Origin of the sequence: Streptomyces sp. NBC_00012 (assembly GCF_045040875.1) — a bacterium.
Classification (GTDB): Bacteria; Actinomycetota; Actinomycetes; order Streptomycetales; family Streptomycetaceae; genus Streptomyces.
This window is the reverse complement of record NZ_CP108309.1, coordinates 2,597,155-2,622,739: the sequence shown is the minus strand read 5'-3', so window position 1 is coordinate 2,622,739 and position 25,585 is coordinate 2,597,155. Positions and strand designations below refer to the sequence as shown.

Sequence of the window (25,585 nt, the reverse complement as noted above, 5' to 3'; positions counted from 1 at the left end):
CGCTCCGTGACATCCGGTGGACATCGAGTGACCGGAGTGTGTCCAAGGTCTGGGAGCGGCCCCCGCTACGCGCGTATTCTCTTGCGGCATGGGGGAGTTGAGGGCGGACTGGCGGATCCGATTACGGCAGGGCGACGCGAACGGACCGGTCTGCGGTGCCGGTGTGCTGCTGACCCAGGACCGGGCACTCACCTGCGCGCACGTCGTGGGCGAGCCGGACGCCCGGATCTGGGTGGAATTCGCCGAGAACCCCGCCATCGCCCCGGTCGGGGCCCGCGTCGCCGAGGGCGGCTGGCTGCCCGGTCTCGGCGCGACCCGCGAGGACATCGCCGTACTCGCCCTGGACAGCCCGCGCCCGCACGCCACCCCCGCGACGCTCGAACGGCGCCTGGAGCGCGGCGGCGAGGTGTGGATCGGCGGGTACGCGCGGTCCTTCGCCGACGGGATGTGGCTGACCGGGCGGATCAGCGGAGTGCACGGCGCCTGGATCCAGCTCGACGCCGGACGCAACGAACAAGTGGTGAAACCCGGATTCAGCGGCGCCGCCGTGCAGACGCGCGGCGGACCGGCCGGATCGCCCGAGCGGGTCGTCGGGATGGTCGTCAGCTGGCGCGGCGATCTCGATCTGGCGCTGCCCGCCGACAACGACCTGGCGTTCTCGTACATGATCCCGATCGACCGGATCGCCGAACTCGTACCCCTGATCGCCGAGTTGAGTGGCCCCGACGGCTGGGACCACGGCCTGGACCGGCGGCTGCGGAGATGGTTCGCCGGGGGCGACGAACCCGCGGTGCGCTTCAGCGTCGTACCGCACGGCGGCGGCCGCGACCGCACCCTCAGACACCATCTGCACCGCGCCCATCTCGTCTACCGGGGTGGCCGCACCGTCCCCGAGGACTTCGTCGACGAGCTGGTGACCAGGCTGCGGCCGCCCCGCCACCAGGCCCGGGCGTACCGCGACTGGCTGCTCGCGGGCGGCACCCCGCCCGAGCGGGCGGCGGACGGGGACCCGGGGAGCGCGGGACCCACCCTCGCCGTGGTCGGACTCGACGAGGACCGGCGGCCGCACCGGCTGGTGCCGCTGCTAGCCCGGGTGCGGACCCTCGGCTTCCGGCTGCTCGTCATCGTCCGGGACAGCGGCGGCGACGAAGTGGACGAGGTCGTACGGCAGTTGCTGTTACCGGCCCTCGGTGAGCGGGCCGCCGAACTGGTCCGCCGCGTCGAGGACATCGAGAAGGAATGGGCCGGGCTGTACGGCCTGGTGGAATCGGCCTCCCTGGGCCCCCTGCCGCGCACCGAGGCGGCCCGCCACCGACAGCGGCTGGCGCGGCTGCGCACCGTCGACGACCCGCGCGAACGGCTCACCGCCCTGCGCGCCCTGCTGCGTGAACTCCGGGCGGAGCTGGAGCGGCACGGCCGGGCCGGCCTGTCCGGACCGCGCGACGAGCACGGCCCGGCCGGCCGCCGATGAGGATTCCCTGCCCGCACCGCCGGTTCACCGGAGCCCCCTGCGACGGCACCGTGCGGTCCACCGGCTACTGCGACACCTGCGGCCGCTCCGAGGACGGCCCGGGACTCCCGCCGCTGCCCACCGCCCCCGACCGATGTGGCCCCCGGCAGCTGCTGGAACTGCCACCGCTCGACCCGAGCACCCCCGACCAGCGGCTGAGCGCCGCCGTGACCCGGGCACACGTCCGGATGAGCTGCTCGTCCAAGTCCTGCGCCACCTACTTCGTCGCCCCGTACACCGCCGCCCCGCCGCCCGACGAGGGCCACTGCCCCAGGTGCGGCGCCCCCTACTCCTACCGCCCCGAACTGGACCGGGACGGGCCGCTGCTCCAGGACCAGTACCGCATCCTCGGCCCCATCGCCCACGGCGGCCAGGGCTGGGTCTACCTCGCCCGCGACACCCACCTGGAAGACCTCGTCGCCGTGAAGGGGATGCTGAACCGGTACGCGGAACGCGGCGCCGCCCAGGCCGCCGAGGAGCGCCGCAGCCTCGTCGCCATCCGCCATGAACGCATCGTCCAGATCCGGGACTTCGTCAGCACCGCCGGCGCGGACGGCACCGTCTCCGGCGGCTACATCGTGATGCAGGACGTCGGCGACCGCACCCTCTCCGCCGTCGTCGAGGCGACCCGGCAGGGCAACTTCGTCCTCGACATCGAACACGTCATCACCTACGGCTGCCAGATCCTCGAAGCCCTCGCCCATCTGCACGGCATGGGATTCCTGTACGGGGACATGAAGCCGTCCAACGTCGTCCACCAGCACGACGGCGTGAAGGTCATCGACCTCGGCGGGGTCCGCAAGCAGGGGTCCACCGAGCCACCGCCCGTCATCACCCCCAGGTACGCCGCGCCCGAAATGGTCAGCGGCAGCCCGCTGACCGTCGCCCACGACATCCACACCGTCGGCGCGACACTGGCCGAACTGGCGGGCTGGGCGGTCGGCGACGACGTGCCCGGCCTCGGCATCAGCTCCTTCCGGCTGGTCGTGGAGCGGGCGACCGACCGGGACCCCGAACGCCGGTTCGCCGACGCCGAGGAGATGGCGGGCCAGTTGCGCGGAGTGCTGCGCGAGATCCGGGCGCTGCGCGGCAAACGGGACCGGACCGAACCCTCCGCCTACTTCACCCCCTCCGCCGAACTGCTCGGCGGGCGACTGGGCTCCGTACCCGACTACGCGCACTGGCTGGACCGCACCCCGCACCGCCGCGACCGGACGCCCGAGGCGCCCGCCCTGGACTCCGGGCTCCCCACCCCCACCGAGATCGCCCGCCGGCTGCCCGTGCCCAGGCCCTACCCGGGGGACCCGGAGGCCGCCCGGTTCCTGGTGAGCAGCTACGACCCCGGCCGGCTGCTGGCCCAGCCCGCCGAGGGCGAACGGTCGGTGGAGATCTGCCTGCACAACGCCCGGCTGCTGCTCGGCCGGGAGGGCGGCGAAGCACTGGCCCGGGCGCGCGAACAGGTGGCGGCGGCGAACGCCATCCCCGGCCCCGGCCCGGTGCGGCAGTGGCGGCTCAGCTGGCACTGGGGGCTCGTAGCGCTGCGCAGCGCGGAGGTCCTGGACGACCGGCGGCAGCTGCTGGAGGCCGCCGTGGAGCACTTCGCCGCTGTCCACCGCGCGCTGCCCGGCGAGTACGCCGCGAAGCTGGCCCTGGCCTACGTCGCCGAACAGCTGGGCCCGGACCACCCGGCCGGTCCGATCCCCTCGGCGTACGAACTCTTCCGGGCCGTGCACGCCCGCAACCCCTCCCACGTCGGCGCCGCGCTGGGCCTGGCCAGGCTGGCCCTGGGGCGCGGCGACCGGGACGCCGCGGCCGAGGTCCTGGACCTGGTGCCGGACGAGTCGCGGGACCACGCCGTCGCCCGGATCGCCGCGCTGCGCATCCGGGCGGCCCGGCTCGCGGCGGGCGGGCGGCCGCTGCCCGGGACGCGGCGGATCGACGCCGTGCTCGCCTCGGTCCCCCTGCGCGAAGGCGGCCCCGGGCCGCACCCGGCGTCCGTGGTGACGGGCGACGAATCGGCCCGGCTGCTGCGCACCGAACTGTACGAGTGGAAGCTCGACGCGGTCCGGGCCGCGGCCGGCACCCCGAGCCACGACGGCCGCTGGTGGCGGCGGGGACTGCCACCGCCACCGGTGCCCGGGGAACAGGCCGTACGGGAGGACCTGGCGCGCTGCTACCGCTGGATGGCCCGGCAGTGCCGGGACACCGCCGATCACGAGAAGCTCATCGACCTCTCGCACGCCGTCCGCCCGCAGACCCGCTTCTGGTTCCCGCCCCGACGCCGTACCCCTGGAGGCAGTTGAATGGGCCGTTCCGCCACGTCGCCCGGACTCGGGATCAGCCTCACCGTCCAGGTCGCGAAGAAGCAGCGACCGGACCAGGACGCCCGGATCGACGCCCATGTGCGGGTCCGGGCGGTCGCCGCCGGACCGCGCGACCGGGTACCCGCCGTCGACATCGCGCTGGTCATCGCGGTGGACGTGGCCGCAGGGCGCCGTGACGCGGCCGTCGCCGCGCTGACGGAGGCGGTGGGCGCGCTGCCCGACGGAATCTCGTACACCGTGCTGGGCGGCGGCGCCGAGCAGTGCTACCCGCTGCGCGGCCGGTGGGCGCTGGCCGGCCCCGACGACCGGCGCCGAGCCGCCTTCAGCGTCGGACGGATCACGGCATCCGCCGAGGGGCGGGAACCGGCCGGATACACCACCTGGCTGGCCAGGGCGCGCGAACTCTTCGCCGAACGCCCCCTTCCCGTACGGCACCTGGTGCTCGTCACCGACGGCGGCAGCCGGGGCGACGGGGACGACGCGGCCCGCCCGGACGGTGCCCTGAGCATCGAACTCGCCGACTGCGAGGGTGAGTTCACCGCCGATGTCATCGCACCGGGAGCGGGCTGGGACCCGGCCCCGCTGCTCGCCGTCGCGGAACGGCTGCACGGTACCGCGGCGTCATCGCCCGACGCCTTCGCCCCCGCCGTCGCCGCCGCCCTGGGCAGGCTGCGCCGGGTCCGCAGCCCCGAGCTCGCCATCGAGGTGACCGTGCGCCCGGCGGTGCGGGAAGTGACCCTGACCGAGACCGCGCCGCACCAGCAGCGGCTGGAGCCGGACCGGGCCCGGGACGATCCGCACCGGCTGGAGTTCCGCACCCACCAGTGGCAACCGGAGTCCCGCGACTACCTCCTCACCCTCGGGGCCGACGCGAGCAACGACCCGCTGGGCGTGCCGCTCCAGCTCGCCGCGGTCGCCGTCGGCGGTGTCACCGAGCCGGTCGTGGTCCGCTGGCTGCCCTCGGGCACCGCCGCGGCCACCGCACGCATCTCCGGTGCCGTGGGCCGCGACATCCACACCATGAACGTCTCCACGCAGATGCGGACCGCCCTCAACCACGGGTACGCCGCCCTCGACCTGGCGAGCCGCGACCGGGCCGAGGCGGAGCTCGGGCTCGCCGTCCGGCTCGCCACCGAGATCGCCGCCGACTGGGTCCTGGACGAGGTCCGCAAGGTCGCCCGCATCGTGGACGGCCCGCTGGGACGGGTCCGGATCGGCCCCACCGTGGACCCGGGCGCCGTCCGTCAGGGGATGCTGAGCATCACCTCCGGACACCCCGTGGAACTGCCCGGATCCCCGGCACCCGGGCCGGAGACCCGCTGCCCGTACTGCGACCACCCGGCCGGACCCGCGGCCGTGTTCTGCATCGACTGCGGGAGGCAGCTGTGAGCCCCGGACCGTTCCGCCCGCGCGCGAACGCCTACCGCTCGCGGACCCGGCGGCTGCTGGAGCGGCACCTGGCCGCGATGCTGGTGGCCGCCCTGGTCTCGATGAGCGCCCTGCTCGTCTCGTACCGCGAGGTCCAGATCTCGGCGGGCGAGATGCGCACCCGCGGCGCCCCGGCCGTGCAGGGCGTGGCCGCCACCCAGCTCGCCCTGCTGCGCGCCCACAAGGAGGCCGAGGCATCCGTGCGCAGCCACATCGCCGATGTGGTCGGCGCCGGTGCGCGGTACGAGAACCAGCTCGCCGCCGCCGACCAGGGCCTCTCCCGCCTCTCCGACGTGCAGATCGACGGGGACCGTGGCCGCGGGGTGCTGGAGACCGTGAACGGTCTGCTCACCTCGTACAGCAGCTCCATCACCCCCGGCGCGGTGAAGTACGTGCGGGACAAGCCGATGCAGCAGGAGAAGTTCGACGAGGCGGAGACCCTCCTCACCCGCGAGGGCACCGGTGTGGTGCCGCGTCTGGACGTCCTCCAGGAACACCAGATGGCCAGGGTCGGCACGCTCACCTCGATGAGCCCCCTGCGGTGGTCCGGCTGGGCGGTCGCCGAACTCGGTCTGCTGGCCATGGTCCTGATCACCCTCTCCGCGCTGTGGACACTGCGCACCCGCTGCGGGCACAGCCTCGATCTCTGCCTGCTGGGCTCGCTGCTGGCCGTCGTCTTCCTGGCGACGGGCCCGCTGATCGCGACGAGCATCACCCAGGACCGGCTGGCCGAGGCCCGCGACGGGCTGGTCCAGGTGGAACGACAGGCCCGGGACCGCTCCGACCTGGCCGGATCCCAGCAGGCCGTCACCGACACCGCGACCGAGGTGCGCGCCGGACTGGCCGCCCGGGGCTGGCAGAGCGGCATCTACTACGGGGCGCTCGCGGCCGGCGCCCTGGTCGTACTGCTGCCCGCCGTCGGCATCGGCCGGCAGCTGAACGCCGACTACTGGAGGGCCGGATGACGGCGCACGCCCGAGCCCTCCTGCTCCTGCTGATCCTGGCGCTGGCCGCGGCGGGCTGCGGACTCGCCGCACCCGGCGGCAGCGACGAACAGCCGAAGGTGACGATCCTCGGGCCGTGGACCGACAGCCAGGAGGCGCAGTTCAAGGCGGTCCTGGACACCCTGGGCACCCCGTACACCTACCAGGGCACCGCCGCCACCCGGGAGGTCCTGCTCGCCGCCGTGCAGGCGGGCAATCCGCCCGACATCGCGATCCTGCCGGGCGTCGGGGACCTCGTCGAGTACGCCGAGGAGGGACGGCTGCGCCCGCTGGGCGGCAAGGGCGCGGCAGCGAAGTACGGCAGACCCTGGCAGCCGGAGGCGAAGGGCATAGAGGCGGATCTCTGGGTGCCGCTCAAGGCCGACCTCAAGAGCATCGTCTGGTACCGCAAGGACGCCCCGTCGCCCGCCCGCCCGGCGCCGCTCGACTCCTGGTGCATCGGCATGGGCGACGACGGCGCGTCCGGCTGGCCGGGCAGCGACTGGATCGAGGACCTGATCCTGCAGACGGCGGGCCCGGTGCTCTACGAGCGCTGGGCGACCGGGGACCTGGAATGGACGGACGCCCGGGTGGTCCACGCCTGGAGCCTGTGGGCCGGACTGCTGGCCCAGGACGAGGAAGCCTCCCAGGGCGCCCTGCTCGACGACCACCGGGGCGAGCCCGGCGGGCACGGACTGCTCTTCGACGCCGACAAGGACTGCGACCTGGAGCATCAGGGCTCCTTCGCCCGGTTCTTCTACGGGGACCGCGCCGGGCGGACCGCCTTCACGGACTCCGCGCCGCTGCTGCCCTCGGGCCCGAGCCTCAAGGGCCGCGAGGTGTCCGCCGACTTCGCCGCGCTCTTCGGCGACTCCGCACAGGCCCGCGATCTGCTCACCCGGCTCACCTCGCGCGGGGCCCAGCAGGAGTGGGGCCGCCGGGCCGGGGTATTCTCGCCGAACTCCGAAGTGCCCGCCCCGGAGGGGACGGTCGAGAAGCGGATCAGCGGCCGCCTCACCGACCAGCGGGTGCCGCTCTGTCTGGATGCCTCCGATGTGATGCCCGCCGCCGTGCGGGACGCCTTCTACGAGGCGGTGCTGCTGACCATGGCCCACCCGGGCGCCCGGGTGCGGGAGCGGCTCGGGGACGTCCAACGGGTCCAGGAGGCCCAACCGGACCACACCTCGAGGCTGACGGGGGTGTGCAGCAGACCACAGTGAGCTTTTGTCGGACTCGCACAAAGACCGACCCGTACTGGCTGGTACTTCGCCTGCACGCCGTCCGGCTTCTGTCGGGCTCCACCAGGAAACGGCTCACGAGACTGTACAGAGTCGACGGCAGGATTTACTTGCCAGGCTTCGTAGGGTCGGTACATGACCGTTGTGGACGAAACCCCGGGCGAGCCGAGCGACACCCGTGGCCGTGTGGCCGAACTGCTGGCGCTGCGTGAGCAGGCCCGTCGCGGACCGAGTGACCGGGCGACCGAGGCGCAGCACGCCAAGGGCAAGCTGACGGCGCGTGAGCGCATCGCGCTGCTCCTGGACGAGGGTTCGTTCAAGGAGGTCGAGCAGCTGCGCCGGCACCGGGCGACGGGGTTCGGCCTGGAGGAGAAGAAGCCGTACACCGACGGTGTCATCACCGGCTGGGGCACGGTCGAGGGCCGCACGGTCTTCGTGTACGCGCACGACTTCCGGATCTTCGGCGGTGCGCTGGGCGAGGCCCACGCCACGAAGATCCACAAGATCATGGACATGGCCATCTCGGCCGGTGCCCCGCTGGTCTCGCTGAACGACGGCGCCGGCGCCCGTATCCAGGAGGGCGTCTCCGCGCTCGCCGGGTACGGCGGCATCTTCCAGCGCAACACCAGGGCCTCGGGTGTGATCCCGCAGATCAGTGTGATGCTCGGCCCGTGCGCGGGCGGCGCGGCCTACAGCCCCGCACTGACCGACTTCGTGTTCATGGTCCGCGAGACCTCGCAGATGTTCATCACCGGACCGGACGTCGTGAAGGCGGTCACCGGTGAGGAGATCACCCAGAACGGACTCGGCGGCGCCGATGTGCACGCCGAGACCTCGGGCGTCGCGCACTTCGCGTACGACGACGAGGAGACCTGCATCGCCGAGGTCCGCTACCTGATCGGGATGTTGCCCTCCAACAACCGCGAGAACCCGCCCACCGCCGCGAGCGACGACCCCGCCGACCGGCGCGGCGACGTCCTGCTCGACCTGGTCCCGGCGGACGGCAACCGCCCGTACGACATGCACAAGGTCATCGAGGAGCTCGTCGACGACGGCGACTACCTGGAGATCCACGAGCGCTGGGCCCGCAACATCGTCTGCGCCCTGGCCCGGATGGACGGCCAGGTTGTCGGCATCGTCGCCAACCAGCCGCAGTCGCTGGCCGGCGTCCTGGACATCGAAGCCTCCGAGAAGGCGGCTCGCTTCGTCCAGATGTGTGATGCATTCAACATCCCCATCATCACTCTTTTGGACGTACCCGGCTTTCTGCCCGGGGTCGATCAGGAGCACGGTGGAATCATTCGGCACGGTGCGAAGCTGCTCTACGCGTACTGCAACGCCACGGTGCCGAGGATCTCGCTGATCCTGCGCAAGGCCTACGGCGGTGCCTATATCGTGATGGACAGCCAGTCCATCGGTGCGGATCTCACGTACGCCTGGCCGACCAACGAGATCGCGGTGATGGGCGCCGAGGGCGCCGCCAACGTCATCTTCCGTCGGCAGATCGCCGACGCCGAGGACCCGGAAGCCATGCGCAAGCGCATGGTCAAGGAGTACAAGGCGGAACTGATGCATCCGTACTACGCAGCCGAGCGAGGCCTGGTCGACGACGTCATCGACCCCGCCGAGACCCGCGAGGTGCTGATCGCCTCGCTCGCCATGCTCCGTTCCAAGCACGCCGACCTGCCGTCCCGCAAGCACGGCAACCCGCCGCAGTAGTCCGCACTCCCCGCAGTACCCCTGCCGAGTCCGCGAAGACCTGCCGAGAAGACGGAGAAACAACCCATGAGCACTGCTGCCGAGTCCGTGTTGCGCGTCGAGAAGGGCCTTGCCGACCCCGAGGAACTGGCCGCGATAACCGCGGTCCTGCTCGCCCGCGCCGCGGCCCAGCCCGCCACGCCCCCCGCCCACCGGGGCCGCAACACCGCCGGGTGGCGCCGCCTGGAACGCACGCCGGGCTTCCGCGCCCCGCACTCCTGGCAGGGCTGACACACCACGCGCGAAAGGGCCCCGCACTCCTTCGGGAGTGCGGGGCCCTTCCGTGTGTCCGGACCGTGGGGCCGCTACCGCAGGCGCGCCATGAGGGCGTGCTCCACGAGCGTGATCAGCGCGCTCTTCGCGTCCGCGCGGTGCCGCGCGTCCGTCGTCAGGATCGGCGTGTCCGGGCCGATCTGGAGGGCTTCGCGGACCTCGTCGGGGGTGTAGGGCTGGTGTCCGTCGAAGCCGTTGAGGGCGATGACGAAGGGCAGGCCGCTGTTCTCGAAGTAGTCGACGGCGGGGAAGCAGTCGGCGAGGCGGCGGGTGTCGACGAGGACGACGGCGCCGATGGCGCCGCGGACCAGGTCGTCCCACATGAACCAGAAGCGGTCCTGACCGGGCGTACCGAAGAGGTACAGGATCAGGTCCTGGTCCAGGGTGATACGACCGAAGTCCATCGCCACCGTCGTGGTGGTCTTGTCCCCGGTGTGCGTCAGGTCGTCGATGCCCGCGGACGCGGACGTCATCACGGCTTCGGTGCGCAGCGGATTGATCTCCGAGACGGCACCGACGAACGTGGTCTTACCCACGCCGAAGCCCCCTGCCACCACGATCTTCGCCGAGGTAGTGGAGCGGGCTGCTCCGCCGCTAGAGCTTGCGAAGTCCACTGAGCACCCTTTCGAGCAGTGTCACATCTGGCTGGCCGCCGGCGGACTCGTCGCCGCCGGGCTGATGGATAGCGACGAGTCCGGCCTCAGCCAGGTCGGCTACGAGGATCCGGGCAACGCCGAGCGGGATCGAGAGCAGTGCCGAAATCTCGGCGACCGACTTGATCTCGAAGCACAGCCGGCAGATCCGCTGGTGCTCGGGCAACTGCCCTTGCAGCCGGGACGGATCGGCCGTGGTACTGACCAACGCCTCAATGGCGAGTTGGTAGCGCGGTCGGGTCCGGCCGCCGGTCATGGCGTACGGACGAACCAGCGGATTGTGCGCGGCGGGCGCGACAGGCTCGGGGGCCTGCCGCGGCTGAACCGGCTGGATACGGGGCGCCTGGGGCGAGTCGTAGCGGTGCGGACGCTGCGTGGACCACCCGGGACCTTGCCGGGCGTCGTGCGGCGGCCTCGGAGGCTGCTGCGGCTGCTGCTGATAGGGCCGGTAAGGCTGCTGGGCGCCCTGTCCGCTGGGTGCGGAGGGGAAGTTGAACCGGTTGTCGCCGTGCTCACCCGGTACCTGTCGTCCACCGTCGTACTGGTGTCCGCCTGTCGGTGTGTCCACGATTCCTCCTCCTGCCGGTCCCGGTCTCAGTGGGCCGCGCCAACGCACCTTATGGCCCGGTGGCGCGAAACGCACTGTCTGTCTATTAGTTAAGAAGACTTCCCTGCAGTTCAGCGCGGAGGTCCGGGGTGAGGACACTGCCCGCACGGTCGACGAGAAGGGCCATTTCGTACCCGACCAGACCGATATCGGCGTCCGGATGTGCGAGAACGGCAAGCGATGATCCGTCGGAAATGGACATGATGAAGAGGAATCCGCGCTCCATCTCCACAACTGTCTGATTCACCGCACCGCCCTCGAAGATCCGCGAGGCACCCGCGGTCAGCGAGGTCAGCCCGGAGGCGACGGCCGCCAGCTGGTCGGCACGGTCACGGGGGAATCCCTCGGACATGGCCAGCAGGAGTCCGTCGGCGGAGACCACCACCGTGTGCGACACCCCGGGGGTGTTGTCCACGAAGTTGGTGATCAACCAGTTCAGATTCTGCGCCGCCTGGCTCATCGGGCTCACACTAACGCTCCTGGTTGTAGGTATTACTGTCGTCCGATCCCGCGCTGCGTCCCCGCAGTACGCCCCGCCGCAGGTTGCTCAACCTGCCTCGGACGTCCTCGGGGGCACGGGAAACCTGAGGGCCGCCCTGCAAGGTCTGCTCGGCCGTGCCCTCGACCAGATTGGCCTTGGGTACCCGCCGGGGGAGTCCGGACGGAGTGATCCCGCCCGCCTTCGGCTCCCGGAGCTTCTCGGCCCGCTCCCAGCGCTCGTCGTTGGCCGAGCGCCAGTCGTCGGAGCCGTTCCCGTCCGCCTGCGCGGGCGACGGCTGCTGCGGCAGTTCCTCCTGCTGCGGCTGTTGCTGCGCGGCGGCGGGCCGGCTGTTCCCGCGGCCGGTGGGCTGCCAGTGCTGCTGACCGCCCCGGCGCGGCAGACCGGCTTCGGTCAGCTCGTGACCGGAGTCGGGCGTGGGCCCCGGATGGTCGAAGCCTACGCGCTCCTGCGGCTCCGCGGGGGTGCTCGGAGAGGATTCCGCTTCCGCAGGTGCCGAAGGCTCGTACGCGCCCTGGTAGGCGTTGCGATCCGACCAGTCGTCCTGGTGGGGCTGGGGAGCGAACTGCTCCTCGTAGGAGGGCTGCGGGGCCTCAGCGGCCGCGTACACGCCTTCCGCATAGCCGCTGGGCAGACCCTGGCCGGGCTGCTGGGCGACGCCGGTGCCGGCCGGGTAGGGCTCGTAGCCGCCCTGGTACGGAGCCTGCTCGTACTGCTCCTGTTGCGAGCCGTGCTGCGGCTCCTGGGCGTAGCCGTCCCCGTACTGGTTGTCCCCGTACTGGTTGTCTGCGTACGCCTCCTGCGCGAACTGCGGCTGCTCGCCCGCCGTCTGAGCCTCCAGGGCCGCCCGGCGCTCCTCACGCATCAGCGAACGGCCCACCGGGTCCAGCTGCGTGGCCTCCGCCGCGGGCTGCTCGTAGCGCGAGTCGTCGAAGCCGAGCTCCGCCGCCGTGCGCATGTGCGGCTGGGACGGCTGCTGTTCGAAGCTCTGCTGCTCCGGAATGATCGAGGAGACGGTGAAGTCGTCCGCGGCGGACGGTTCGCCACCGCCGCCGTGGGTGATCGCGTCCGGCAGCATGACCAGCGAGGTGGTTCCGGCCTGCTCGCCCGAGGGGCGCAGCTGGACCCGGATGCCGTGCCGGTCGGCGAGCCGGCCGACCACGAACAGACCCATCCGCTGCGAGACCGCGGCGTCCACGGTCGGCGGGTTGGCCAGCTTGTGGTTGATGTCGGCGAAGTCCTCGGCGGTGAGGCCGATGCCCTTGTCGTGGATCTCGATCATCACGCGGCTGTCGGGCAGCCGGGTCGCGGTGACCCGCACCTTGGTCTGCGGCGAGGAGAACGTGGTGGCGTTCTCCAGCAGCTCGGCCAGCAGGTGCACGAGGTCGGTGACCGACTGGCCGTGGATCTCGGTCTCGGGCACCCCGGCGAGCTCGATGCGCTCGTAGGACTCCACCTCGGAGGCGGCGGCCCGGAGCACGTCGACCAGCGGGACCGGCTGGTTCCAGCGGCGGCCGGGCTCCTCGCCGGCGAGGACCAGGAGGTTCTCGCCGTTGCGGCGCATGCGGGTGGCCAGGTGGTCCAGCCGGAAGAGGTTCTCCAGCTGGTCCGGGTCGGCCTCGTTGTTCTCCAGGTCGGTGATGAGGGTCAGCTGGCCCTCGATCAGCGACTGGTTGCGGCGCGAGAGATTGGTGAAGATCGCATTGACGTTGCCCCGGAGCATGGCCTGCTCGGCCGCCAGCCGGACCGCCTCGCGGTGCACCTGGTCGAAGGCGCGGGCGACCTCGCCGATCTCGTCGTGGCTGTGGATCGGGATCGGCTGGACGCGGGTGTCGACCCGGCCCGGTTCGGCCCGCGAGAGCTGGTCGACCAGCATCGGCAGCCGCTGCTCGGCGATCCCGAAGGCGGCGGTACGCAGCTGCCGCATCGAGCGGCTCATCTGCCGGGCCATGAGCCCGGCCAGGACGAAGGCGGCGAGCAGGGCGACGATCACGACGACGGCGTTGATGACGGCGTCGTTCTTGGCACTGGACGAGATGTCCGCGGCCTCCGTCACCGCCTTGTCGACGAGTTCGTCCTCGACCGTGGTGTAGCCGTCGAACTTGGCGGTGGCGGCCGCCATCCAGGTCTCCGGCGTGATGCCCTTCGCGGCCAGCTTCTCGGGCGACTTGCCCTGACCGATCTGCTGGGCCATGCCGTCGAAGACCGAGCCGTCGATGCTGGGCGGGGCGACGAACGGGGTCCCAGCGGCGTCCGCCTCCTCCTTGGCCTGCTTCAGGTCCTTCGCGCCCTCTTCGGCCTTGGCGGCCATGACCTGCTTCAGCCGGGCCGCGTCGGCCTCGGTGCCGCCGGAGATGAACTCGCCGAGCGCGATCTGCTCCAGGTAGTTGTACGAGCCGAAGGCCTTGACCTGGGCGTCGAACTTGGCGTTCTCCTGGCTCGGACGCACCAGCAGGTGCATGCCGATGGAGCGCTGAAGCGATTCTGCAGCCTTGGCGAGCTCGATCGCGTAGACCGTACGGCCGTAGCTGGTGATGTTGCCGGTGCCCAGGCCCAGCTCGTTGCTGAACTCCATCAGCGAGTGCTGGACCCTGACGTAGTCCTCCTCCGTCTTCACCGGGTCCATGGCCTCGGCGAAGGCGGCCTTGCGCAGCTCGGGGAGAGTGGGCTCCTCAAGCTGGAGCAGCTGGAGACGCCGCTCCAGGCCCTGCTTCTTCGGCATGTCCTTCACGGCCGCGTCGAACTTGTCCGCGGCGGCGTCGGTGGTGGCCCGGACCTCCCCGATGGCGGCGGCGTCCCGCTTGTTGGACAGCAGGGGCTGGGCGGTGAGGTCACGCTCGTTGAGCAGCGCCTGGCCGTACTCGGCGGCCGCGCGCACGATCAGCGCGGTCTTCTCGGCGTCCTGCGCCTCGCGCCAGGTGTCGATCGAGCCCTTCACCTGGAATCCGCCCATGACCAGGCCGACCAGGACGGGGATCAGGAGAATCGCGTTCAGCCGGGTGGGTACGCGCCAGTTGCGAGGCGACAGCCGACTGCTGCCGCCGGGCACCGCCGTATCGGACGCGTCCGCGGAGGACGCCGCGGCGCGCGCCGGCGGGGTGAAGTTGCCCCGCTCCTGCCGCGCCGTGGAGCCCGCGTTGCTTCGCCTCACTCGACCAACAACCTCTCGGCGTCGGCACCTACGTTGTGCCGTATTTCGTTCAGGGTCGTACTACTCGGGAGTTCGACGAATTCCAGCACGGCGACCGGCCGCGTTCCAAACAGTCGGAATCTGTCATTCCGAGTGGCGCAGACCTCAGATAAAACGGGCATAAAGAACGAGCCCCGTCAAAAGGCGGGGCTCATGTGAGCGCAGTGGCACCATTCGGATGCGTCGGGTGTCGAACGCGGGGCAATTCTCTTTCGAAACGTTATGAATACGGGGGTGGATCGTGTCAAAGGACACAGTCCACCCCCGTCCGACTACGGTAACTACCGTATGGCAATACCGACTTGTGCCTACTTGAGCCGGGCCATGAGGGCGTGCTCCACGAGCGTGATCAGACCGCTCTTCGCGTCCGCGCGGTGCCGCGCGTCCGTCGTGATGATCGGCGTGTCGGGGCCGATCTGGAGGGCTTCGCGGACCTCGTCGGGGGTGTAGGGCTGGTGTCCGTCGAAGCCGTTGAGGGCGATGACGAAGGGCAGGCCGCTGTTCTCGAAGTAGTCGACGGCGGGGAAGCAGTCGGCGAGGCGGCGGGTGTCGACGAGGACGACGGCGCCGATGGCGCCGCGGACCAGGTCGTCCCACATGAACCAGAAGCGGTCCTGACCGGGCGTACCGAAGAGGTACAGGATCAGGTCCTGGTCCAGGGTGATGCGACCGAAGTCCATCGCCACGGTCGTCGTCGTCTTGCCCCCGGTGTGCGTCAGGTCGTCGATGCCCGCGGACGCGGACGTCATCACGGCCTCCGTACGCAACGGGTTGATCTCCGAGACGGCACCGACGAACGTGGTCTTGCCCACGCCGAAGCCCCCTGCCACCACGATCTTCGCCGAGGTGGTGGCCCGGGCCGCACCGCCACTAGAGCTTGCGAAGTCCACTGAGCACCCTTTCGAGCAGTGTCACATCCGGCGCGCCGCCGGCCTCTCCATTGCCCGGCTGGTGGATGGCCACCATGCCGGCTTCCGCCAGGTCCGCGACGAGAATCCGGGCCACACCGAGCGGCATCGACAGCAGCGCCGAGACCTCCGCCACCGACTTGACCTCGCGGCAGAGGTGGCAGATGCGCTGGTGCTCGGGGAGCAGTGTCCCCAGATGCGCGGGGTCGGCCGTGGTGGACACCAGCGCCTCTATGGCGAGCTGGTAACGCGGCCGGGTCCGGCCACCGGTCATGGCGTACGGGCGGACCAGTGGCTGGTCGCCTTCACCGTCGTACGACGCGTGGTGCAGTGCGCCGTACGGATCGGGTGAGGCGGGTGGCGGGGTCATGAATCCTCCGGGCGTGACAGCAGTACGTCGGCTTGCCGTCTGAAGGGGCCGGTGGGGGGCTCTAAGCGGCCTGACGGGTGAGGGATGGGGGCATTACCTGGGGCAATCGAGTCTGTCATCGATCCATGGCCGCCTAGTGGAGCAGGCTGCCCTGGAGCTCGGCACGGAGGTCTGGGGTGAGGACGCTGCCCGCACGGTCGACCAGCAGGGCCATCTCGTACCCGACCAGACCGATGTCGGCGTCCGGGTGGGCGAGAACGGCCAGTGAGGAGCCGTCCGAGATGGACATCAGGAAGAGGAACCCGCGTTCCATCTCCACCACGGTCTGGCTGACGGCGCCGCCTTCGAAGATCCGGGAGGCACCCGCGGTCAGCGAGGTCAGCCCGGAGGCGACGGCCGCCAGCTGGTCGGCGCGGTCACGGGGGAATCCTTCGGACATGGCCAGCAGGAGTCCGTCGGCGGAGACCACCACCGTGTGCGACACCCCGGGGGTGTTGTCCACGAAGTTGGTGATCAACCAGTTCAGATTCTGCGCGGCCTGACTCATCGGGCTCAACTAACGCTCCTGCTGGTGAGTGGGGCCGAGTGGGAAACTGCCGGTCGACTGGCCGTTGTTGGCCTGCCGCCCTTGCTGGATGCCCCGGCGGAGATTGGTCAATCGCCCGCGTACATCGTCGGGGGCACGTGACACCTGAGGACCGGACTGATGGTTCTGCTGCTGTGCGGTGCCCGGTACCAGGTTGGCGCGAGGCACTCGGCGCGGTAGTCCGGAGGTGGTGACTCCGCCCGCCGCGGGCTTCTTGACCCGCTCCGCCTGCCGTACGAGTTCATCGTTCGGCGAGGGGCGCCAGGAACTTGTGGTGCTGCCCGTGTCGCCTCCGCCGCGGTTCGGCGCCACGGGAGCGGGAGACTCCGGGGCGGCCGGCCGCTGGGGGAGGGACGCGGGCGCCTGCGGCTCGGCGGGCGGCTGCTGGCCGCCCTGCTGCGGGCCGTGGAACCAGTTCGTCTCCAGGGTGTCGTACAGCGGCGTACGGCCGTCCCCGGGGCCGGCCGCCGGAGGCAGCGCCTCGGGCTGCGGCTGCGGCGGCAGCACCGGACGGTACTGCGCGTCACCGGTGGGCGCGACGGGCTGCCGCGGGGCACCGAAGTCCTCGTCGTCCCGGCCGCGCTGACGCGGGGCCGGCAGGCCCTGGTCCCGCGCCGGGGCCTGCTGCGGCTGTCCGAAGTCGGGGCGGGCGAACTGCGCGGTGCTCGCCGGGTCCTGGGCGAACGGGTCCTGCGAGCCATAGGACTGCGGGGCCGGGGCCGAGAAGTCCGGGCGGGCGAACTCGGCGGTGGAGCCGGGGCCCTGCCGGTCGTCCATGGGCGCCCGCGGCGTGAGCGGCGGGTTCATCGGCCGCTGGAACTGACCGGTGGACTCGGGGTCCTCGTGACCGCGCGGGGCGTCCAGCGGAGTGCGCCGCGGCGCGGACGGCTCCTCGGTGCCCCAGCTGGTGGTCTGCGGGCGCTGCGGCTGCGGATTGCCGCCGGGCAGCTCGGCACGGGGGCCGCCGACCGGGGGCAGCTGACGGCCGGGCTCGTCCTGACCGGCCGGGTTCTGCCGGGCCTGCTGCGGCTGCCACGGGGCGGGGCCGGTCGGGCGGCCCTGCGGGCCGTTCTGGTCCTGCCGGTCCGGGCCCTGGCGGTTCTGGTCCGGGCGCTGGCCGAACAGGTCGGGACGGCCGGAATCCGTACGGCCCGGTCCGTCGTCCTGGCCACGGGCGCCGAGGCGGGCACCGTTGCCGAAGGCGCCGGCGAGGCCGCCGCCCTGACGCTGCGGCGCCGGGCGGGAGGAGTCCTGCGGCCCGGTGCCGGACAGCCCGGCGGACTGGAACCCGGAGTTCTGCTGGCCCTGCTGGGCCGCCGGGTTGCGGGGACCGCCGTCGCGCGAGGGCAGCGCGGCACGCGGCGCGGAGCCCGCACCGACCTGGCCGCGCGAGGCGCCGGGGCCCGAGGGGAGACGGCCCGCCGGGCCCGACGCGGGGCCGCCGAGGCCGGGACGGGAGCCGTTGCCCGCGCCCGTCGCGCCGCCACCGGCGAGCAGACCGCCGGGGGCGCCGGACTGCTGTCCGGGTGCCGGCTTGGGAGCCGGCTGCTTGCCGCCGTGCGCGACATCGACGGGCAGCATGACGAGCGCGGTCGTACCGCCGGAGTCGGAGGGCCGCAGCTGGATCCGGATGCCGTGACGCAGGGACAGCCGGCCGACCACGAACAGACCCATGCGGCGGGAGACCGAGACGTCCACGGTGGGCGGCGAGGCGAGTCGCTCGTTGATCGCGGCGAGGTCCTCGGGGGAGAGGCCGATGCCGGTGTCGTGGATCTCGACCAGCACCCGCCCGTCGGGCAGCGCGTGACCGGTGACCCGGACCTTCGTCTGCGGCGAGGAGAACGACGTGGCGTTCTCCAGCAGCTCGGCGAGCAGGTGCACGAGGTCGTTGACCACGCGGCCGGCGACCTCGGTGGCGGGCACCGCGGCCAGTTCGATGCGCTCGTACTGCTCCACCTCGGAGGCGGCGGCACGGAGCACGTCGACCAGCGGGACGGGGCGGGTCCACCGGCGGCCCGGCTCCTCGCCCGCGAGGACGAGGAGGTTCTCGCCGTTACGGCGCATACGGGTCGCGAGGTGGTCGAGCTTGAAGAGCGAGGAGAGCTGGTCCGGGTCGGCCTCGCGCGACTCCAGTTCGGAGATGAGCGAGAGCTGACGCTGGATGAGGCCCTGGCTGCGGCGCGAGAGGTTGGTGAACATCGCGTTGACGTTGCCCCGGAGCAGGGCCTGCTCGGCGGCGAGACGGACGGCCTCGCGGTGCACGTCGTCGAAGGCCGCGGCCACCTTGCCGATCTCGTCCCGGGAGTGCACACCGACGGACTCGACCGAGGTGTCCACGTCCTGCGGGTCGGCCTCGGAGAGCTGCTTGACGAGCTCGGGCAGCCGGTCCTGGGCGACGCGGGTGGCCGTGTCCTGGAGCCGCCGCAGCGAACGGATCATCGACCGGGCGACGACGAAGGCACCGACCAGCGAGACGCCGAGGACCAGCAGGATGAGCGCACCGCTGATGATCGCTTCGCGCTTCGACTCGTCGCGGAGCTCGCGGGCCTTGCCCTCCATGTCGCTGAGGAGGGTCTCCTCGATGGTCTTCATCGCCCCGATCTTGGTGGAGCTCTGGTCGTACCAGTCCAAGTAGGAACGGCGAGCGGTGCCTTCCAGGCCCGTGGGGGTGTCCAGCACCTTCCTGGCGTAGGCGTCGGCGGCCTTGATCTCGGGGTTGCCCTCGTCCAGCGTGGCGGTCAGCTCATCGGCGTTGTTGCCGGTCGCCGTGTACACGGCCTTGAACGAGGTGAGCGCCGACCGCTCCTTGCGCAGCGCGGCGTTGCCGAACTGCTTGTCGTTCTCGTCGAGGTGCGGCTGCTTGTCGTTCCCGCCGGGCAGGGCCGCGGCGATGATCGCGCGCTGGACCGAGGCGTACTCCTTGGCGGAGGAGAAGGCCGCCAGCGCCCGGGTCCGCTTGATCATCTCCGAGTTGCTGGTCGCCTGCGCCATGTCCTGCGAGAGGCTCAGCAGCGAGGTGATCAGCTGGCTGTACCGGTCGACGGTCTGGAGACTCGGGCTGCCCTTGACGTACGCCGTCTTGCGGATGCTCCGGATGTCGGCGAGCTGGCTCGCGATCTGGTTGACGCTGGAGAAGATGCCTTCGAGGGCCTCGTCGCCGGAGGGGTCGCCGATCGAGGTCGTCGCGTCGAGGAAGGCCGTCTTCGCCCGGTCGGTCTTCTTGCGGGGCTCGGTGACCTTGAAGTCGTCGGCCTTCACACCATTGGCCAGCGGACCGGCCGAACGGTCGCGCTCCTCCTGGAGCGCCTGGGCGAGCGCCGTCGCCTGCTTCGTCATGTTCGTCAGCAGCTGCATGTGATCCAGCTGCTGGATGTCGTTCATGGACTCGTTGATCCGCAGACCGCCGAGCGTGGTCGCGGCGACCACGGGAAGGGCGAGCAGGGAGACCAGACGGGTGCTGATGCGCCAGTTGCGAAGAGCGACTCGCGAGCCGGAGCCGGACGCCCCCCGGGACCTGAGCGGCGTGATCGGATCGACGTCGCCGCTCGCCGTGGCACCGGGGCGCTGAGCACGGTCGCCGCTGTCGCCCGCCGCGGCAGGCCCGGGGTTCTGGGCGTGCTGGGCCGAGGAGCCGCGGTCGGTCCCGCCGTGCGGCTCCTGCTCCGCCGCAGCGCTGCCATCCCTCTTGAAACGTCCCTGCACTAGCGTCGCAACCTCTGGACCAGGCGTCCCCCCGCTGTGGGCGGTCGGACGGTGTCGGCGTCGTGGGGGCGTTGTACCCGCCCCCATGGTGGTCGTGAGTGACCGGCGTTCTTCCCCTTCCCGCCGCCACTCGGCGCTCCGTTGCGCCCCTGCGCGCCGGCTTGAAACCCGCGGCGGTGCGTGGAATTCCAGCACAGTGCCGGATCTCCAACAAGGGCCCCGTGCCGGGCCGTGACCGGGGTGACGCGTTGTGATGACTGAGTAACAAGCCGTGGAGCGTGATCACGGATAAAGCGGATGATTACTGGCGAATCGGCGAAGCCCGGAGGGTGTCCCAGTCGACATGATCAGGAGCGGAATGGCTGATTCAGTTACGTAATGTCCGTTTCTGTCGACATGATTGGCCGCCTGGAATGGGGGAATTGTCTGTCGCTTCGTGAGCAAACTCACATGATGATCGTCGTCTCTTCCGGGCTTCCTGAGGGAATCGGATGTTTAGCCTGACGCTTTACAGGGATGGCAAATCCGACAACCGGCGCCCCTCCGGGCGGCGCCCGTACCGACAGGGTCCGAACGGCAGATGAAGACGACGATGATGTTCCGCAACATTGCCAACCCCCGGCGCACCACGCTGGCGCACCTGAGCGACGCCGACGAGCTGCGGACGGCGGAGCGGCCGGAGCACGCCGTGGTCCTGCCCACCCAGACGGCCAACCCCCGGCGCACCATCCTCATGGTCGCCCCGGTCCCCGCCGCCGCGGCGGAGTAGCGCGGACGCCGTCCCCCTCACCCGCGCCGCCCGGTGATCGGAGCAGTTCCCGACGGGCGACGCGTTAGCCTGGAGCGTCAGTCTTCAGCCAGCAAGTGAGGGGCGACAGCATCCCGTGCGCATCGCCAGGTTCTCCATCGACGGCAATGTCGCCTTCGGCGCCGTCGAGGGCGAGGGGCCCGATGGTCTCGTCCTCGACATCATCAAGGGCATCCCGTACGCCGAGTTCGAGCTCTCCGGCACCAAGGTCCCGCTGAGCAAGGTCCGCCTCCTGCCCCCCGTGCTCCCCAACAAGGTCGTGGCCATCGGCCGCAACTACGCGGAGCACGCCAAGGAACTGGGCAACGAGGTACCGGACGTCCCTGTCGCCTTCTTCAAGCCCACCACCTCGGTGATCGGCTCCGGCGACGCCATCGAGTACCCCTCCTTCTCGAACGAACTCCACCACGAGGCCGAACTGGCCGTGGTCATCGGCCGCATGTGCCGGGAGGTTCCGCGCGAGCGCGTGAAGGACGTCATCTTCGGCTACACCTGCGCCAATGACGTCACCGCCCGCGACGCCCAGAAGCGCGAGAAGCAGTGGGCCCGGGCCAAGGGCTTCGACACGTCCTGCCCGCTCGGCCCCTGGGTGGAGACCGACCTCGACCCCCATGACCTCACCATTCAGGCGACGGTCAACGGAGAGCAACGGCAACTCGGCCGTACGAGCGACATGATCCGCTCGATCGAGGATCTGGTCGTCCACATCACGGAAGCCATGACGCTGCTCCCGGGCGATGTGATCCTCACCGGCACTCCCGCAGGGGTCGGACCCCTCCATGTCGGCGACGAGGTCGCCGTCACCATCGAAGGCATCGGCACTCTCACCAACAAGGTGATCAAGCGTGGTTAACGCACCAGTCCGTGTACGTTTCTGTCCCTCCCCGACCGGCAACCCCCACGTGGGCCTGGTCCGCACCGCCCTGTTCAACTGGGCCTTCGCCCGGCACCACGGCGGCACCCTGGTCTTCCGCATCGAGGACACGGACGCGGCCCGCGACTCCGAGGACTCCTACAACCAGCTCCTGGAGTCGATGCGCTGGCTCGGCTTCGACTGGGACGAGGGCCCCGAGGTCGGCGGCCCGCACGCCCCGTACCGCCAGTCGCAGCGCATGGACATCTACAAGGACGTCGCCGACAAGCTCCTCGCGGGCGGGTACGCGTACCACTGCTACTGCACCACCGAGGAGCTCGACGCCCGCCGTGACGCCGCCCGCGCGGCCGGCAAGCCGTCCGGCTACGACGGTCACTGCCGCGAGCTCACGGCCGAGCAGATCGCCGTGTACGAGGCCGAGGGCCGCACCTCCATCGTCCGCTTCCGGATGCCCGACGAGGCGCTCACCTTCAACGACCTGGTCCGCGGCGAGCTGACCTTCCAGCCGGAGAACGTGCCGGACTACGGCATCGTCCGCGCCAACGGCGCCCCGCTCTACACGCTGGTCAACCCGGTCGACGACGCGCTGATGGAGATCACCCACGTCCTGCGCGGCGAGGACCTGCTCTCCTCCACCCCGCGTCAGCTTGCCCTCTACAAGGCGCTCATCGAGCTGGGCATCGCCAAGGACGCCCCTGCCTTCGGCCACCTGCCGTACGTCATGGGCGAGGGCAACAAGAAGCTCTCCAAGCGCGACCCGCAGGCCTCGCTCAACCTCTACCGCGAGCGCGGCTTCCTGCCGGAGGGTCTGCTCAACTACCTCTCCCTGCTGGGCTGGTCCATCGCCGAGGACCGCGACATCTTCTCCATCGACGAGATGGTGGCCGCGTTCGACATCGGGGACGTCAACGCCAACCCGGCGCGCTTCGACCTGAAGAAGTGCGAGCACATCAACGCCGAGCACATCCGCAAGATGGACGTGAAGGCGTTCACCGAGGCCTGCGGCCCCTGGCTGAAGGCCCCGTTCGCCCCGTGGGCCCCGGAGTCCTTCGACGCCGCCGCCTTCGCGGAGATCGCCCCGCACGCCCAGACCCGCGTCACGGTCCTCTCCGACATCACGGCCAACGTCGACTTCCTCTTCCTCGACGAGCCGGCGACGGACGAGGCGTCCTGGAACAAGGCGATGAAGGAGGGCTCCGACGCCCTCCTCGCCACGGCCCGCGCCAAGCTGGCCGACGCCGAGTGGAACGCCGAGGCCCTGAAGAACGCCATCCTCTCCGCGGGCGAGGAGCATGGCCTGAAGCTCGGCAAGGCCCAGGCCCCGGTCCGCGTCGCGGTCACCGGCCGCACCATCGGCCTGCCGCTCTTCGAGTCCCTGGAGATCCTGGGCCGCGAGAAGACCCTGGCCCGGGTGGAGGCCGCCCTGGCCAAGCTGGCCGCGTAACACCCGCATCACGCCCGAGGGGGCGGCCGCCGGTTCGTCCCGGCGGCCGCCCCCTTCTCCGTTCCCGGGCCAGGACAGACGTTTCAGCCAGGGCGAGGTGTGAGATTCGGTCGATCGCCGCCGTTCGCTCGCGGGACGTCGACATCGCGGCCGCGCCCGACGGCACGCTCCGTCTCCGGGAGAGCGACGAACCGGATGTCGTCCTGACGGCCACCCGGGCCGGTCTCGCCGGGCTGTCGGCCACGATCAAGGCCACGACCGCACAGGGCCGCGAGTGAAGTGATGCCGGCTGCCGGGACCCGGCGGTACCGCGCGACGCCCTCCCGCGCCCGGCATGTGACCGCTAGCCTGACCGCATGGTCATCCGAGCCGTGCTTTGGGACATCGACGACACGATCTTCGACCACACCACCGCCGACCGCATCGGCACGCGAAAGCACCTCGAACAGCATGGCCTGCCCGACGGATACGAGAACGTCGAGCAGGCCCTCGTCGCATGGCGGGAGCTCAGCGACGCGCACTGGGTGAGGTTCGCCGCCGGGGAGACGGACTTCCGGGGGCAGCGCCGGGAACGGGTCAGGGAGTTCCTCTCACGGGCGCTGGACGACGCCGAGGCCGACGACTGGTTCGCCCGCCACGCGGCCCACTACGAGGCCGCCTGGTCGCTCTTCCCGGATGTGCTGCCGGTGCTGGATCTGCTGGCGGAAGGGTTCCGGCACGCCGTGCTGTCGAACGCCAGCATCCAGAACCAGGACCCGAAGCTGCGCAGGCTCGGAGTGCGGGACCGGTTCGAGGCCGTGGTGTGTGCCGTGGAACTGGGCGTCTCCAAGCCCGATGCCGGCGCCTTCCACGCCGCCTGCGAGGTGCTGGCGCTGGAGCCGGGCGAAGTCGCGTACGTGGGGAACGAGCCGGACATCGACGCCGGCGGGGCGGTCGCCGCCGGGCTGATGGGGATCTGGCTGGACCGGGCCGGACTCGGCGGACGGCCCGACCTCGTCCGCATCAGCGGGCTCGATCAGTTACCCGGACTGCTGGGGCCTGTCCGACCCTGATCCGCCGGGCAGGCGCTGCGGGCAATACCCGTTTTGGAGCGCCGGACACCTTCGGGTAATGTTCTTCCTGCGCCGCCCGAGCGGAACGAAAGATCCGAACGGGAAGCGCAAGCCGAACAAAACCCCTCACAGGGGTTGAGTTTTGGTGGGCTATGGTGTAATTGGCAACACTACGGTTTCTGGTACCGTCATTCTAGGTTCGAGTCCTGGTAGCCCAGCGCAGAGATGCAAAAGTAGTAACAAGCCCCCGTTGTGTAGCGGCCTAGCACGCTGCCCTCTCACGGCAGTAGCGCCGGTTCGAATCCGGTCGGGGGTACAGATCCTTCCCGCGAGATCATCTGGGTCGCACCCACGCTCTCGATGCAGGATCGCTAGGGCCCCCGTTGTGTAGCGGCCTAGCACGCTGCCCTCTCACGGCAGTAGCGCCGGTTCGAATCCGGTCGGGGGTACTTGTAACACCATGGGCTATGGTGTAATTGGCAACACTACGGTTTCTGGTACCGTCATTCTAGGTTCGAGTCCTGGTAGCCCAGCGCAGAGATGCAAAAGTAGTAACAAGCCCCCGTTGTGTAGCGGCCTAGCACGCTGCCCTCTCACGGCAGTAGCGCCGGTTCGAATCCGGTCGGGGGTACAACAGCAGGACAGGCAAAGGCCCTTCACCTCGGTGGAGGGTCTTCGCCGTTGCCCGCGAGGCCCGTTCGGGCCGCGGGCCCGTTCAGAGCCCGTAGCGCCGGGCCGACTCCTCCTCCTGGGCCATCCGTCGCAGGGACATCAGCAGCGGCTCGTAGAGCACGGCCGACGCGACCGCCATCTCCACCTGCTCCGACTCCGTGGGATGTGTCTCCATCATGTCCAGGTCCTGGACGGCGACTTGGTGCATCAGGCGGGCCTGCTCGGCGAGGTAATCGACGTCACAGGGGTAGCCGAGGCGGATCAGCGTCGCCACCGACGACACCAGTGAGCGATGCGCGGGGGAGAGGGAGCCGATCTCCTGCGACGTCGCCCAGCCGATCCGGTCGAGGAGTCGCTCGACGGCCTCGCGGGCGACCGCCGTCTCCGGCGCCTCCTCGTCGAGGTCCGGGCCGTGCGGGAGCGACCACAGTGCGGCGCCCAGCCGGATCGTCCGGCCCAGGGACTCGTCGTCGATGTGGGAGAGGACCTCGCGCGCCGTGGCCACGGGAAGGCGGCCCACCTGGATCAGGGCCCGCACCAGACGCAGCCGCCGCACATGGCTCGCGTCGTACTCGGCCTGTGTCGCGGTGACCCGGTGGCCGGGGTGCAGCAGCCCCTCGCGCAGGTAGTACTTGATCGTCGCGGTCTTCACACCGCTCTGCTCGCTCAGTTCCGAGAGTCGCATGCTTTGTGCCTTCCCTTGCGC

20 protein-coding genes and 5 tRNA genes are annotated in these 25,585 nt (G+C 70.8%); 16 read left to right on the top strand and 9 right to left on the bottom strand.

The window, feature by feature from the left end; genetic code table 11:
* Nucleotides 1-88: 88 nt before the first annotated feature.
* From OHA19_RS12005 to OHA19_RS11975, 7 genes are all read left to right on the top strand, one after another.
* Complete coding sequence (locus OHA19_RS12005; protein ID WP_405716810.1) at nt 89-1,471, top strand: trypsin-like peptidase domain-containing protein; 1,383 nt, start codon at nt 89-91, stop codon at nt 1,469-1,471.
* Nucleotides 1,468-3,813 carry a tetratricopeptide repeat protein gene (locus OHA19_RS12000; protein WP_405750187.1) on the top strand — a complete coding sequence of 782 codons (2,346 nt, stop codon included), beginning with the start codon at nt 1,468-1,470 and terminating at the stop codon, nt 3,811-3,813. Before OHA19_RS12005 ends, OHA19_RS12000 begins: the two co-directional genes overlap by 4 nt.
* Nucleotides 3,814-5,223 (top strand): hypothetical protein, encoded by a 1,410-nt coding sequence (locus OHA19_RS11995; protein ID WP_405750184.1) that lies wholly within the window; start codon nt 3,814-3,816, stop codon nt 5,221-5,223.
* Nucleotides 5,220-6,227 (top strand): hypothetical protein, encoded by a 1,008-nt coding sequence (locus OHA19_RS11990; RefSeq protein WP_405716813.1) that lies wholly within the window; start codon nt 5,220-5,222, stop codon nt 6,225-6,227. The genes OHA19_RS11995 and OHA19_RS11990 overlap by 4 nt, the downstream gene beginning before the upstream one ends.
* Nucleotides 6,224-7,465 carry an extracellular solute-binding protein gene (locus tag OHA19_RS11985; RefSeq protein WP_405716814.1) on the top strand — a complete coding sequence of 414 codons (1,242 nt, stop codon included), beginning with the start codon at nt 6,224-6,226 and terminating at the stop codon, nt 7,463-7,465. The genes OHA19_RS11990 and OHA19_RS11985 overlap by 4 nt, the downstream gene beginning before the upstream one ends.
* A 153-nt stretch (nt 7,466-7,618) precedes the next feature.
* Nucleotides 7,619-9,202 (top strand): acyl-CoA carboxylase subunit beta, encoded by a 1,584-nt coding sequence (locus tag OHA19_RS11980; protein WP_405716815.1) that lies wholly within the window; start codon nt 7,619-7,621, stop codon nt 9,200-9,202.
* Nucleotides 9,203-9,268: 66 nt separating this feature from the next.
* On the top strand, nt 9,269-9,472 hold the full coding sequence (locus tag OHA19_RS11975) for an acyl-CoA carboxylase subunit epsilon (RefSeq protein ID WP_266729473.1): 204 nt from the start codon (nt 9,269-9,271) through the stop codon (nt 9,470-9,472).
* 74 nt (nt 9,473-9,546) lie between these two features.
* Here the strand turns inward: OHA19_RS11975 and OHA19_RS11970 are convergent, their stop codons facing one another.
* From OHA19_RS11970 to OHA19_RS11935, 8 genes are all read right to left on the bottom strand, one after another.
* Nucleotides 9,547-10,128, bottom strand: coding sequence for an ATP/GTP-binding protein (locus OHA19_RS11970; protein WP_014048542.1), 582 nt, complete (start codon nt 10,126-10,128; stop codon nt 9,547-9,549).
* A complete protein-coding gene (locus OHA19_RS11965; RefSeq protein WP_405750181.1) occupies nt 10,109-10,735 on the bottom strand; it encodes a DUF742 domain-containing protein in 627 nt (208 codons plus the stop codon). Before OHA19_RS11965 ends, OHA19_RS11970 begins: the two co-directional genes overlap by 20 nt.
* A gap of 85 nt (nt 10,736-10,820) precedes the next feature.
* Nucleotides 10,821-11,234, bottom strand: coding sequence for a roadblock/LC7 domain-containing protein (locus OHA19_RS11960; protein WP_006127847.1), 414 nt, complete (start codon nt 11,232-11,234; stop codon nt 10,821-10,823).
* A 10-nt stretch (nt 11,235-11,244) separates the two neighbouring features.
* Nucleotides 11,245-14,424, bottom strand: coding sequence for a nitrate- and nitrite sensing domain-containing protein (locus tag OHA19_RS11955; protein WP_405750179.1), 3,180 nt, complete (start codon nt 14,422-14,424; stop codon nt 11,245-11,247).
* 347 nt (nt 14,425-14,771) lie between these two features.
* Entirely contained in the window at nt 14,772-15,353 is a 582-nt protein-coding gene (locus OHA19_RS11950; RefSeq protein ID WP_072487286.1) for an ATP/GTP-binding protein, read from the bottom strand.
* Nucleotides 15,334-15,741 carry a DUF742 domain-containing protein gene (locus OHA19_RS11945; protein WP_003966010.1) on the bottom strand — a complete coding sequence of 136 codons (408 nt, stop codon included), beginning with the start codon at nt 15,739-15,741 and terminating at the stop codon, nt 15,334-15,336. The genes OHA19_RS11950 and OHA19_RS11945 overlap by 20 nt, the downstream gene beginning before the upstream one ends.
* A gap of 133 nt (nt 15,742-15,874) precedes the next feature.
* Nucleotides 15,875-16,288 carry a roadblock/LC7 domain-containing protein gene (locus OHA19_RS11940; protein WP_259934900.1) on the bottom strand — a complete coding sequence of 138 codons (414 nt, stop codon included), beginning with the start codon at nt 16,286-16,288 and terminating at the stop codon, nt 15,875-15,877.
* A gap of 9 nt (nt 16,289-16,297) precedes the next feature.
* Nucleotides 16,298-20,029 (bottom strand): nitrate- and nitrite sensing domain-containing protein, encoded by a 3,732-nt coding sequence (locus OHA19_RS11935; RefSeq protein ID WP_405716818.1) that lies wholly within the window; start codon nt 20,027-20,029, stop codon nt 16,298-16,300.
* 580 nt (nt 20,030-20,609) lie between these two features.
* On the opposite strand from OHA19_RS11935, the gene OHA19_RS11930 reads away from it, so the two are divergent.
* The 9 genes from OHA19_RS11930 to OHA19_RS11890 all read left to right on the top strand — a co-directional run bounded on the left by OHA19_RS11930 (nt 20,610) and on the right by OHA19_RS11890 (nt 24,838).
* The gene (locus OHA19_RS11930) at nt 20,610-20,798 is read left to right on the top strand and encodes a hypothetical protein (protein ID WP_405716819.1); all 189 of its coding nucleotides are present in this window, start codon (nt 20,610-20,612) and stop codon (nt 20,796-20,798) included.
* A 115-nt stretch (nt 20,799-20,913) separates the two neighbouring features.
* Nucleotides 20,914-21,690, top strand: a complete 777-nt coding sequence (locus OHA19_RS11925; protein ID WP_124716171.1) for a fumarylacetoacetate hydrolase family protein — start codon at nt 20,914-20,916, stop codon at nt 21,688-21,690.
* Entirely contained in the window at nt 21,683-23,155 is a 1,473-nt protein-coding gene (gene gltX, locus OHA19_RS11920; RefSeq protein ID WP_405716820.1) for a glutamate--tRNA ligase, read from the top strand. The genes OHA19_RS11925 and gltX overlap by 8 nt, the downstream gene beginning before the upstream one ends.
* Nucleotides 23,156-23,511: 356 nt before the next feature.
* The gene (locus OHA19_RS11915) at nt 23,512-24,207 is read left to right on the top strand and encodes an HAD family hydrolase (RefSeq protein ID WP_405716821.1); all 696 of its coding nucleotides are present in this window, start codon (nt 23,512-23,514) and stop codon (nt 24,205-24,207) included.
* 146 nt (nt 24,208-24,353) lie between these two features.
* Nucleotides 24,354-24,425, top strand: a tRNA-Gln gene (locus tag OHA19_RS11910).
* Nucleotides 24,426-24,450: 25 nt separating this feature from the next.
* Nucleotides 24,451-24,523 (top strand) — tRNA-Glu (locus OHA19_RS11905).
* 60 nt (nt 24,524-24,583) lie between these two features.
* Nucleotides 24,584-24,656, top strand: a tRNA-Glu gene (locus OHA19_RS11900).
* Nucleotides 24,657-24,668: 12 nt separating this feature from the next.
* Nucleotides 24,669-24,740, top strand: a tRNA-Gln gene (locus OHA19_RS11895).
* Between the two features lie 25 nt (nt 24,741-24,765).
* Nucleotides 24,766-24,838: transfer RNA gene (locus OHA19_RS11890), tRNA-Glu, on the top strand.
* Between the two features lie 84 nt (nt 24,839-24,922).
* Here OHA19_RS11890 and OHA19_RS11885 read toward each other — a convergent pair.
* Nucleotides 24,923-25,564, bottom strand: a complete 642-nt coding sequence (locus OHA19_RS11885) for a MerR family transcriptional regulator (RefSeq protein WP_405716822.1) — start codon at nt 25,562-25,564, stop codon at nt 24,923-24,925.
* Nucleotides 25,565-25,585: the final 21 nt, after the last annotated feature.

What these genes read in the sequence shown, in the direction of transcription:
- OHA19_RS11940 (WP_259934900.1), bottom strand. Translation starts at nt 16,288, where the DNA reads ATGAGTCAGGCCGCGCAGAATCTGAACTGGTTGATCACCAACTTCGTG.
- OHA19_RS11885 (WP_405716822.1), bottom strand. Translation starts at nt 25,564, where the DNA reads ATGCGACTCTCGGAACTGAGCGAGCAGAGCGGTGTGAAGACCGCGACG.
- OHA19_RS11945 (WP_003966010.1), bottom strand. Translation starts at nt 15,741, where the DNA reads ATGACCCCGCCACCCGCCTCACCCGATCCGTACGGCGCACTGCACCAC.
- OHA19_RS11960 (WP_006127847.1), bottom strand. Translation starts at nt 11,234, where the DNA reads ATGAGCCAGGCGGCGCAGAATCTGAACTGGTTGATCACCAACTTCGTG.
- OHA19_RS11975 (WP_266729473.1), top strand. Translation starts at nt 9,269, where the DNA reads ATGAGCACTGCTGCCGAGTCCGTGTTGCGCGTCGAGAAGGGCCTTGCC.
- OHA19_RS11930 (WP_405716819.1), top strand. Translation starts at nt 20,610, where the DNA reads ATGAAGACGACGATGATGTTCCGCAACATTGCCAACCCCCGGCGCACC.
- OHA19_RS11915 (WP_405716821.1), top strand. Translation starts at nt 23,512, where the DNA reads ATGGTCATCCGAGCCGTGCTTTGGGACATCGACGACACGATCTTCGAC.
- OHA19_RS11985 (WP_405716814.1), top strand. Translation starts at nt 6,224, where the DNA reads ATGACGGCGCACGCCCGAGCCCTCCTGCTCCTGCTGATCCTGGCGCTG.
- OHA19_RS12005 (WP_405716810.1), top strand. Translation starts at nt 89, where the DNA reads ATGGGGGAGTTGAGGGCGGACTGGCGGATCCGATTACGGCAGGGCGAC.
- OHA19_RS12000 (WP_405750187.1), top strand. Translation starts at nt 1,468, where the DNA reads ATGAGGATTCCCTGCCCGCACCGCCGGTTCACCGGAGCCCCCTGCGAC.
- OHA19_RS11980 (WP_405716815.1), top strand. Translation starts at nt 7,619, where the DNA reads ATGACCGTTGTGGACGAAACCCCGGGCGAGCCGAGCGACACCCGTGGC.
- OHA19_RS11995 (WP_405750184.1), top strand. Translation starts at nt 3,814, where the DNA reads ATGGGCCGTTCCGCCACGTCGCCCGGACTCGGGATCAGCCTCACCGTC.